This window comes from Streptomyces sp. E11-3 (assembly GCF_046540415.1).
GTDB lineage: Bacteria > Actinomycetota > Actinomycetes > Streptomycetales > Streptomycetaceae > Streptomyces.
In genome coordinates this window covers 3,094,835-3,105,268 of sequence record NZ_JAZGRL010000001.1, presented here as the reverse complement: position 1 = coordinate 3,105,268, position 10,434 = coordinate 3,094,835, and the positions used below count along the sequence as shown (strand labels likewise).

The window sequence follows — 10,434 nt, the reverse complement described above, 5'->3', positions numbered from 1 at the left end:
CGTGGAGAACATGATTGCGCTGCTGGTCGCGGCGCCTTTGCTCGGAGCGGCCGTACTGCTGTGCGGCGGCCGCCGGTTGGACCGTACCGGTCACTGGATCGGGACGCTGCTCGCGGCCGCCTCGTTCGTCGTCGGGGCGGTGCTCTTCGCCGACATGCTGGGCCGGGACACCGAGGACCGGACCCTGAGCCAGCATCTGTTCAGCTGGATCCCGGTCGAGGGATTCCAGGCGGACGTGGCCTTCCAGCTGGACCAGCTGTCGATGACCTTCGTCCTGCTGATCACCGGCGTGGGCACACTGATCCACCTGTACTCGATCGGGTATATGGAGCACGACGAGCGGCGCCGCCGCTTCTTCGGCTTCCTGAACCTGTTCCTGGCGGCGATGCTGCTGCTGGTGCTCGCCGACAACTACCTGCTGCTGTACGTCGGCTGGGAGGGCGTCGGCCTCGCCTCGTACCTGCTGATCGGCTTCTGGCAGCACAAGCCCAGCGCCGCCACCGCTGCGAAGAAGGCCTTCCTGGTCAACCGCGTCGGCGACATGGGCCTTTCGATCGCGATCATGCTGATGTTCACCACCTTCGGGACCTTCGCCTTCGGGCCGGTCCTGGACGCGGCGGGTACCGGTGCCACCAGTGAGGGCATGCTCACGGCTATCGGCCTGACGCTGCTGCTCGCGGCGTGCGGCAAGTCCGCGCAGGTGCCGCTGCAGTCCTGGCTCGGGGACGCGATGGAGGGCCCGACCCCGGTCTCGGCCCTGATCCACGCGGCGACCATGGTGACCGCGGGCGTGTACCTGATCACCCGCTCCGGCGCGATCTTCAACGCCGCGCCCGACGCGCAGTTGGCGGTCGTGGTGGTCGGTGCGGTCACGCTGATCTTCGGTGCCATCGTCGGTTGCGCCAAGGACGACATCAAGAAGGCGCTGGCCGGTTCGACCATGTCGCAGATCGGCTACATGATCCTGGCGGCGGGCCTCGGCCCGATCGGCTATGTCTTCGCGATCATGCACCTGGTGACCCACGGCTTCTTCAAGGCCGGGCTGTTCCTCGGTGCGGGCTCGGTCATGCACGGCATGAACGACGAGGTCGACATGCGTAAGTACGGCGGCCTCCGCAAGTACATGCCGGTCACCTTCGCGACCTTCGGTCTCGGCTATCTGGCCATCATCGGCTTCCCGGGGCTCTCCGGGTTCTGGTCCAAGGACAAGATCATCGAGGCGGCCTTCGCCAAGGGCGGTACGGAGGGCTGGATTCTCGGCGCCGTCACCCTGCTGGGCGCGGCCCTCACCGCGTACTACATGACGCGCGTGATGCTGATGACCTTCTTCGGCGAGAAGCGCTGGCAGCCCGATGCGGAAGGCAAGGAGCCGCATCCGCACGAGTCGCCCAAGTCCATGACGATCCCGATGATCGTGCTCGCCTTCGGATCGGTCTTCGCCGGTGGTCTGTTCAGCCTCAACGAGTCGTTCGTGGGCTGGCTCGAACCCGTCACGGCGTTCGAGCACGGGCACCCGCCGATCAGCGCCGGGGTGATCATGACAGCCACGATCACGGTCATGGTGCTCGGTATCGGGCTCGCCTACGTGCAGTACGGACGGCGGCCGGTCCCGGTCACCGCTCCGCGCGGCTCGCTGCTCACCCGGGCGGCCCGCCGCGATCTGCTCCAGGACGACCTCAACCACGTGGTGCTGGTCCGCGGTGGCGAACACCTCACCCGCTCCCTGGTGTACGTCGACCACACCCTGGTCGACGGAGTCGTCAACGGCACGGCCGCGTCGGTCGGCGGGCTCTCCGGCCGACTGCGCAAGCTGCAGAACGGCTTCGCCCGGTCCTACGCGGTCTCGATGTTCGGCGGTGCGGCGGTCCTCATCGCCGCGACCCTGCTGATGAGGGCGGTCTGATCCCATGTCCTTTCCTCTGCTGACAGCGACGGCGGCGCTTCCGGCGCTCGGTGCGATCGCCACCGCCGCCGTCCCGGCCGCCCGGCGCACCGCCGCCAAGTGGCTCGCGCTGCTGGTCTCCATCGGCACGCTGGGCCTCGCGGCCGCCGTGGCGATCCGCTTCGAGCCCGGTGGCGAGCGCTACCAGCTCACCGAGTCGCACGCCTGGATCGCGGACTTCGGGGTGCGGTACGAACTGGGCGCGGACGGCATCGGCGTCGCCCTGATCGGGCTCACCGCGCTGCTGATCCCGTTCATCATCCTCGCGGGCTGGCACGACGCCGACCCCCTGGAGACGAAGAGTTCCCGGTGGCGGCCCACTCAGGGCTTCTTCGCCCTGATCCTGATGGTCGAAGCGATGGTGGTGCTGTCCTTCGCGGCCACCGACGTCTTCCTCTTCTACATCCTGTTCGAAGCCATGCTCATCCCGATGTACTTCCTCATCGGCGGCTTCGGGGACCGGGCCCACGCGGGCAGCGACGAGAACGCGGCGACGCAACGCTCGTACGCCGCGGTGAAGTTCCTGCTCTACAACCTGGTCGGCGGCCTGATCATGCTGGCCGCTGTGATCGGCCTCTATGTGGTCGCGGGCGGGTTCTCGCTGCCTGAGATCGCCGAGGCGCGGGCCAGCGGCGAGCTGACCATGGCGACCAACACCGAGCGGCTTCTGTTCCTCGGCTTCTTCTTCGCCTTCGCGGTGAAGGCACCGCTGTGGCCGCTGCACACCTGGCTGCCGAACGCGATGGGCGAGTCGACCGCTCCGGTCGCCGTGCTGATCACGGCGGTGGTCGACAAGGTCGGCACCTTCGCGATGCTCCGCTTCTGCCTCGGTCTCTTCCCCGAGGCCTCGGAGTGGGCGACACCGGTGGTCCTGACGCTCGCCCTGGTCAGCATCGTCTACGGGGCGCTGCTCGCGGTCGGCCAGCGCGACATCAAGCGCCTGGTGGCGTACGCCTCGATCTCGCACTTCGGGTTCATCATCCTGGGCATCTTCGCGATGACCAGCCAGGGCCAGTCGGGCGCGACGCTCTACATGGTCAACCACGGGCTCTCGACCGCTGCCCTGATGCTGGTGGCCGGCTTCCTGATCTCGCGGCGAGGCTCGCGGCTCATCGCCGACTACGGCGGGGTGCAGAAGGTCGCGCCGGTGCTCGCCGGTACGTTCCTGGTGGGCGGTCTGGCGACGCTCTCGCTGCCGGGCCTGGCGCCGTTCGTCAGCGAGTTCCTGGTCCTGGTCGGCACCTTCGCGCGCTATCCGGTGGCCGGCATCATCGCCACCTTCGGGATCGTGCTCGCCGCGCTCTACACCCTCGTCCTCTACCAGCGGACGATGACGGGCCCGGTGAAGCCGGAAGTCTCCGCGATGCCGGACCTCAGGGTGCGTGAGCTCGCCGTGGTCGCTCCGCTCATCGCCGCCCTGATCTTCCTGGGCGTCTACCCGAAGCCGCTCACCGACGTGGTGAACCCGGCCGTGGAGCACACCATGTCCGACGTACAGAAGACAGACCCCGAGCCCGAGGTGGAGGCGGCCAAGTGAGCGCATCAGCCGTCCACAGCCTGTGGACAACGGCGGCCGAACCGGTCAACAAGATCGACGCGCCGCATATCGAGTACGGCCAGCTCTCGCCCGTGCTCATTGTCATCGGCGCGGCCGTCGTGGGCATCCTCATCGAGGCCTTCGTGGCGCGCAAAGCGCGGTACTACGCCCACCTGTTCCTGAGCGTGGTGGCCCTGGCCGCCGCGTTCGCCGCGGTCGTCGGACTGGCGGTCGCCGGGCACGGCGGCACCAAGGCGGGCATCGTGGCGATGGGCGCGATCGCGGTGGACGGGCCCGCGCTGTTCCTGCAGGGCACCATCCTGCTGGCGGGCATGGTCGCCGTCTTCACCTTCGCCGAGCGCAGGCTCGACCCGGTGGCCCACGGCAAGCGCGTCGACTCGTTCGTCGCCGAGGCCGCGGCGGCCCCCGGCGGCAAGAGCGAACAGGCCGCGGTCAAGGCGGGGTTCACCACCACCGAGGTCTTCCCGCTGGTCATGTTCGCGATCGGCGGCATGCTGGTCTTCCCCGCCGCCAACGACCTGCTGACGCTGTTCATCGCGCTGGAGGTCTTCTCGCTGCCGCTCTATCTGCTCTGTGCGCTCGCCCGCCGCAAGCGGCTGGTGTCGCAGGAGGCGGCGGTGAAGTACTTCCTGCTCGGCGCCTTCTCCTCGGCGTTCCTGCTCTTCGGTATCGCGCTGCTGTACGGCTACTCGGGAACGCTGTCGTACGCCGGGATCGCCGAGGTCGTGGACGGCACGGTGACGTCCATCGACCCGGCACTCGCGGACACCATGGGCAATGACGTGCTGCTGCTCATCGGCGCCGCGATGGTCCTGATGGGCCTGCTCTTCAAGGTCGGCGCGGTGCCGTTCCACATGTGGACCCCGGACGTGTACCAGGGCGCCCCGACCCCGGTCACCGGCTTCATGGCGGCGGCCACCAAGGTCGCGGCCTTCGGTGCGCTGCTGCGGTTGCTGTACGTGGTGCTGCCGGGCCTGAGCTGGGACTGGCGGCCGGTGATGTGGGGCGTCGCGATCATCACCATGCTGTTCGGTGCGATCGTCGCCATCACCCAGACCGACATCAAGCGTCTCCTTGCGTACTCCTCGATCGCGCACGCGGGCTTCATCCTGGCCGGTGTGATCGCCATGAACGAGGCCGGGATCTCCTCGGTGCTCTTCTACCTGCTGGCGTACTCCTTCGTCACGATCGGCGCCTTCGCGGTGGTGACCCTGGTACGGGACGCGGGCGGCGAGGCGACACACCTGTCCAAGTGGGCCGGGCTCGGGCGGCGTTCGCCGCTGGTGGCCGCGGTCTTCGCGGTGTTCCTGCTCGCCTTCGCCGGTATCCCGCTGACCTCCGGGTTCGCGGGGAAGTTCGCGGTGTTCAAGGCGGCGGCCGAGGGCGGGGCCGGGGCGCTGGTCGTGGTCGGTGTGGTCTCGTCCGCGATCGCCGCGTTCTTCTACATCCGCGTCATCGTGCTGATGTTCTTCAGCGAGCCGCGTCCCGAGGGGCCGACCGTCGCCGTTCCCTCGCCGCTGACGATGGCGACGATCGGGGTCGGTGTCGCGGTCACGCTGGTGCTGGGTGTGGCGCCGCAGTACTTCCTCGACCTGGCGAACCAGGCGAGTGTCTTCGTGCGCTAGCTCCCAGCCCCCCTTTGCGGCTAAACCGCCGCCGCTCTCGCGGAGCTGGTTGATCGCCGCTGTGGTTCCTCCATTGATGGTTGCGCCCGTCACGGGGGCAAAACGCCGCCCGGGCTCCCGCGTCTCACACGGGAGCCCGGGCAGCGGCCTGTGGATAACTTCGCGGGGTGTCGGCCCGGACCCCTATCGTTGCGGTAGTGGTCGAGGGACGGCATATGGGGGACAGGGCGATGAACGGGACCGTGGTGATGAGTGAGGTGACGGAGAGCGACGCGCTGCGTACGCTGCACCGAGTCTTCGGCTATGACAGCTTCCGGGGCGAGCAGGAAGCGGTCATCGAGCATCTGGTGGCGGGCGGGGACGCCGTCGTCCTGATGCCGACCGGCGGCGGCAAGTCCCTGTGCTACCAGATCCCGGCGCTGGTCAGGCCCGGCACGGGCATCGTGGTCTCACCCCTGATCGCCCTGATGCAGGACCAGGTCGACGCGCTGCGGGCGCTCGGCGTGCGGGCCGGGTTCATGAACTCCACGCAGGACTTCGACGAGCGGCGCACGGTGGAGGCCGAGTTCCTCGCGGGCGAGCTCGACCTGCTGTATCTGGCGCCGGAGCGGCTGCGCCTGGAGTCGACCCTGGATCTGATCTCGCGGGCCAAGATCTCGGTCTTCGCGATCGACGAGGCGCACTGTGTGGCGCAGTGGGGCCACGACTTCCGACCGGACTACCTGGCCCTGTCCCTGCTGGGCGAGCGCTGGCCCGACGTCCCCCGGATCGCGCTGACGGCGACCGCGACCCGGGCCACCCACCGGGAGATCACCGAGCGGCTCGGTATGCCGGGCGCCCGGCACTTCGAGGCGAGCTTCGACCGGCCCAACATCCAGTACCGCATCGTGCCGAAGGACGAGCCGAAGAAGCAGCTGCTCAGGTTCCTGCGCGAGGAGCATTCCGGGGACGCGGGCATCGTCTACTGCCTCTCGCGTAACTCGGTCGAGAAGACGGCCGAGTTCCTCTGCAACAACGGCATCGCGGCCGTGCCGTACCACGCGGGACTGGACTCCGGGACCCGCGCGGCCCACCAGTCCCGGTTCCTGCGCGAGGAGGGCCTGGTGGTCGTCGCCACCATCGCCTTCGGCATGGGCATCGACAAGCCGGACGTCCGCTTCGTCGCCCACCTGGACCTGCCCAAGTCCGTGGAGGGCTACTACCAGGAGACCGGGCGGGCGGGGCGGGACGGGCTGCCGTCGACGGCGTGGATGGCGTACGGCCTGCAGGACGTCGTGCAGCAGCGCAAGATGCTCCAGGGCGGTGACGGGGACGAGGCTTTCCGCCGCCGTGCCGGGGCCCATCTGGACGCCATGCTGGCCCTGTGTGAGACGGCCCAGTGCCGACGGGGCCAGCTGCTCGCCTACTTCGGCCAGGCGCCGGGCGCCGAGGCGTGCGGCAACTGCGACACCTGCCTCATCCCACCGGAGACCTGGGACGGCACGGTGGCCGCGCAGAAGCTGCTGTCCACGGTGTGGCGGCTGGACCGGGAGCGGCGGCAGAAGTTCGGCGCGGGGCAGATCGTGGACATCCTTCTGGGGCGGAAGACCGCGAAGGTCATCCAGTTCGACCACGATCAGTTGTCGGTCTTCGGGGTCGGCGAGGAGCTGTCGGAGGCCGAGTGGCGGGGCGTGGTCCGGCAGCTGCTGGCCCAGGGCCTGCTGTCCGTCGAGGGCGAGTACGGCACGCTGGTGCTCACCGGGCAGAGCGGTGAGGTGCTCGGCAGCAAGCGCGAGGTGCGGCTGCGCAAGCAGCGCAAGAAGCCGGCGGCGGCGCGGGCCGCGAAGGCCGAGCGCAAGGCCAAGGCCGTCGTCGACCTGCCCGATGAGGCGGTGCCGCTGTTCGAGGCGCTGCGGGCCTGGCGCGCGGGCCAGGCGAAGGAGCAGGGGGTTCCGGCCTATGTGATCTTCCATGACGCGACGCTGCGGGAGATCGCCGTGACCCGGCCCGGTTCGGTGGCGGAGCTGGGGACCATCGGCGGGGTGGGCGAGAAGAAGCTGGCGACGTACGGGGAAGGGGTCCTCGCGACGGTCGCCGGACTCGACGACCCAGCGGGCCAAGCAGGCCCAGCGGGTCCGGACAGCCCGGACGGTCCCGACAGCTCCGACTTCGGCGACAGCGTTGGCCCCGACGGCTTCGACGGCTTCGGCGCCCCCGACGACTTCGATGGCTTCGATGGCTTCGGGGAGGAGGTGGACGCCGTGGAGAGCGCGGACGACGAGGGGTGAGCGGGCGGTTGGCGCGCCCGCTCACCGAGGACCTCGTGGTCGTGGATCAGGCGGGTGGTGCGATGCGGCCCGTGACGTCGCCCAGGCCGACCCTGGTTCCGTCCGGGCCCGGCGCCCAGGCGGTCAGGGTGACCTCGTCGCCGTCCTCCAGGAAGGTCCGCTTCCCGTCGGGGAGGTCGAGCACCTCGCGGCCGTTCCAGGTGAGTTCGAGCAGGGAGCCCCGCTGGTCGCGCTCGGGTCCGCTGACGGTGCCGGAGCCGTAGAGGTCGCCGGTGCGCAGCGAGGCGCCGTTGACCGTCATATGGGCGAGCTGCTGGGCGGCCGTCCAGTACATGGTGGAGAACGGCGGTTCGGCGACCGTGTGGCCGTTGATCGCGACGGAGATGCGGAGGTCGTAGCCGCCGGGCTCGTCCGCGGACTCGGTTGTGTCGTCGAGGTAGGGGAGCAGCGGCACATCGCGGGTCGGCGGCGCGGTCCTGGCCGAGTCCAGGGCCTCCAGCGGGGTGATCCACGCGGAGACGGAGGTGGCGAAGGACTTGCCGAGGAACGGGCCGAGCGGTACGTACTCCCAGGCCTGGATGTCCCTTGCGGACCAGTCGTTGAGGAGGGTGAGGCCGAAGACGTGGTCGCGGAAGGCGGACAGTTCCACGGGGGCCCCGAGTTCGGTGGGCACTCCCACCACGAAGCCGACCTCGGCCTCGATGTCCAGCTTGACGGACGGGCCGAAGACCGGAGCCGGGTCGGAGGGGGCCTTGCGCTGACCCGAGGGGCGTACCACGTCGGTCCCCGAGACCACAACAGTGCCGGATCGGCCGTGGTAACCGATGGGCAGGTGTTTCCAGTTGGGGGTCAGTGAGTCCTCGGCGTCGGGGCGGAAGATCTGGCCGACGTTCCGTGCGTGGTTCTCGCTCGCGTAGAAGTCGACGTAGTCCGCGACATCGAAGGGGAGGTGCAGGGTCACATCCGACAGGTGGTGGAACAGCGGCTGCACCACGTCCCGGTGGGCCGGGACGGTCACCCAGGCGGTGAGCGCCCGCCGGACGTCGCTCCAGGTCTGCCGCCCCGCGGCGAGCAGCGGGTTCAGCGTGGGCTGCGCGAGCAGGGACGCGTACGGCGAGCCCAGGGCGTGCGCCGTCGCACCGGCGTCCAGGACGTACGAACCGAGGCGTACGCCGACCCTGCGGCGGGTCTCGGCGGTCTCGTCCGGTAGGGAGAACACGCCGTACGGCAGGTTGTGCGGACCGAAGGGGTCGCCCTCGGGGAGATCGAGCGGGGTCTGCTCGGGCATCGGTACGCTGCCTCGCTTTCCGTCTTGTGGTTGCCCACACGTTACGTCGCGGCGGCGCGCGACGGCAGGGTCAAAAGGGTTGGCAATGTCCGGAAAAGCCTTGCTGGAGTGCTCTGTTCCGGCATAGCTTCCTTTATGGGGTTCACGGACGGGATGGCTCCGGGTCTGTCCTGGTCCGTCCTTTGGGGGGACACATGGCGCGCAGCAGCACGTCGCTCGCGGTCGACCGGGCCGTCCCCGGTCTGATCGTCAAGTTCGGCGACTACGTCCTGCACCACGGCGGGGTCGGGGCCATTCGCAGCCTGGGGCGGCTCGGGGTCCCGATGTACGCGATCACCGAGGACCGGTACACCCCGGCCGCGGTCTCCCGCCATCTGCGCCAGGCCTTCCCCTGGCCGACCACCGGGACCGAGGACGCGGCGGAGCTGGTGGACGGGCTGCTGCGGGTCGGCCGCCGGATCGGTCGGCCCGCCATGCTCATCCCCACCGACGAAGAGGCGGCCGTCCTCATCGCCGAGCATCAGCAGGAGCTCGGCGACCGCTTCCTCTTCCCGCGTACGGACCCCGAGTTACCCCGCAGACTGGCCTCCAAGCAGGGGCTGCACGAACTCTGCACCGAGCACGGCGTGCCCTCACCCGCGGCGGCCTTCCCGCAGTCCTACGCGGAGGTGGAGCAGTTCGCCCGGACGGCGCGCTTCCCGATCGTGGCCAAGAACCGCGAGGCGTTCGTCCGCAGGCGGCGGCCCGCGGTGAACGGCACCACGCGCATCCGCACCCCGGAGCGGCTGCTCGCCCTCGCCGCCGGCTGGGGTGAGCGCCCCGGCGTGATCCTGCAGGAGTACCTGCCGCGTGAGGAGGCCGAGGACTGGATCGTGCACGCCTACTTCGACCAGGACTCGGTTCCGCTCGCGATGTTCACGGGCGTCAAGGTCCGCTCCTGGCCCCCGCACGCCGGAATGACGGCCCACGCCTACGTCGTCGACAACCCGGAACTCGCGGACCTGGTCATCCGTTTCATCAAGCAGATCGGCTTCAGCGGCATCATCGACCTGGACCTGCGCTTCGACCGGCGCGACGGCCAGTACAAACTGCTCGACTTCAACCCGCGCCTGGGCGCACAGTTCCGGCTCTTCGAGAGCGACGCCGGGATCGACATGGTCCGCGCCCAGCACCTGCATCTGACCGGCCGCCCCGTGCCCCCGGGGGAACAGCGCGCCGGACACCGGTACCTGGTCGAGAACATCGACCTGCCCGCACTCATCGCCTACCGCCGCAGCGGATACACCACACCGCACGCCCCGGACCGCGCACGGGGCACCGAGCTGGCGTGGCTGGCCGCGGACGACCTCAAACCGTTCTTCACCATGCTGGTCCGCTTCGTCAGACCGGGGGCCAGACACCTGTACCACCTGTGGCGGGACAACCAGCCTGAACGAGGCCCGGGCTAGGCCCTGTCTTCAAACTCCCTCCCCCACTCTCGGCTTCGCTCGAGCGGGAGCCCTGTCTTCAAACTCCCTCCCCCACTCTCGGCTTCGCTCGAGCGGGAGGTGCCCCCTCCGTGCGACGCCTGGCACGCACTCTCGCCGCACCGGGCACAGACCCAAGTACATCCAGTACGAGGGCCTGCACCCGGCACGCCGAGAGCACGCACCAGACGCCGTGCGGCCCGCCCTCCGGGCGGACGGCGGGAGTTTGAAGACAGGACCTGGCCCGCGGCCGCCGCACAGCACATCGCACGCCCTGGGGAGGGGACT

General features: G+C 69.6%; 6 protein-coding genes. 5 read left to right on the top strand and 1 reads right to left on the bottom strand.

The genetic code is table 11. From position 1 onward, the window contains the following. Position 1: 1 nt before the first annotated feature. From nuoL to recQ, 4 genes are all read left to right on the top strand, one after another. Positions 2–1,903: an NADH-quinone oxidoreductase subunit L gene (nuoL, locus tag U9R90_RS14100; protein ID WP_411056777.1), complete on the top strand. Its 1,902-nt coding sequence runs from the start codon at positions 2–4 to the stop codon at positions 1,901–1,903. A 4-nt stretch (positions 1,904–1,907) separates the two neighbouring features. Then, on the top strand, positions 1,908–3,479 hold the full coding sequence (locus U9R90_RS14095) for an NADH-quinone oxidoreductase subunit M (protein WP_411056776.1): 1,572 nt from the start codon (positions 1,908–1,910) through the stop codon (positions 3,477–3,479). After that, on the top strand, positions 3,476–5,125 hold the full coding sequence (gene nuoN / locus U9R90_RS14090; RefSeq protein ID WP_411056775.1) for an NADH-quinone oxidoreductase subunit NuoN: 1,650 nt from the start codon (positions 3,476–3,478) through the stop codon (positions 5,123–5,125). Before U9R90_RS14095 ends, nuoN begins: the two co-directional genes overlap by 4 nt. 230 nt (positions 5,126–5,355) lie before the next feature. After that, a complete protein-coding gene (recQ, locus tag U9R90_RS14085) occupies positions 5,356–7,392 on the top strand; it encodes a DNA helicase RecQ (RefSeq protein WP_411056774.1) in 2,037 nt (678 codons plus the stop codon). Between the two features lie 46 nt (positions 7,393–7,438). Here recQ and fahA read toward each other — a convergent pair whose 3' ends face one another. Then, a complete protein-coding gene (fahA, locus tag U9R90_RS14080; protein ID WP_411056773.1) occupies positions 7,439–8,680 on the bottom strand; it encodes a fumarylacetoacetase in 1,242 nt (413 codons plus the stop codon). Between the two features lie 194 nt (positions 8,681–8,874). Between fahA and U9R90_RS14075 the strand changes: the two genes are divergently transcribed. Continuing rightward, entirely contained in the window at positions 8,875–10,128 is a 1,254-nt protein-coding gene (locus U9R90_RS14075) for an ATP-grasp domain-containing protein (RefSeq protein ID WP_411056772.1), read from the top strand. Positions 10,129–10,434: the final 306 nt, after the last annotated feature.

Coding starts and splice junctions, on each gene's coding strand:
- U9R90_RS14095 (WP_411056776.1), top strand. CDS start 1,908: ATGTCCTTTCCTCTGCTGACAGCGACGGCGGCGCTTCCGGCGCTCGGT.
- recQ (WP_411056774.1), top strand. CDS start 5,356: ATGAACGGGACCGTGGTGATGAGTGAGGTGACGGAGAGCGACGCGCTG.
- fahA (WP_411056773.1), bottom strand. CDS start 8,680: ATGCCCGAGCAGACCCCGCTCGATCTCCCCGAGGGCGACCCCTTCGGT.
- U9R90_RS14075 (WP_411056772.1), top strand. CDS start 8,875: ATGGCGCGCAGCAGCACGTCGCTCGCGGTCGACCGGGCCGTCCCCGGT.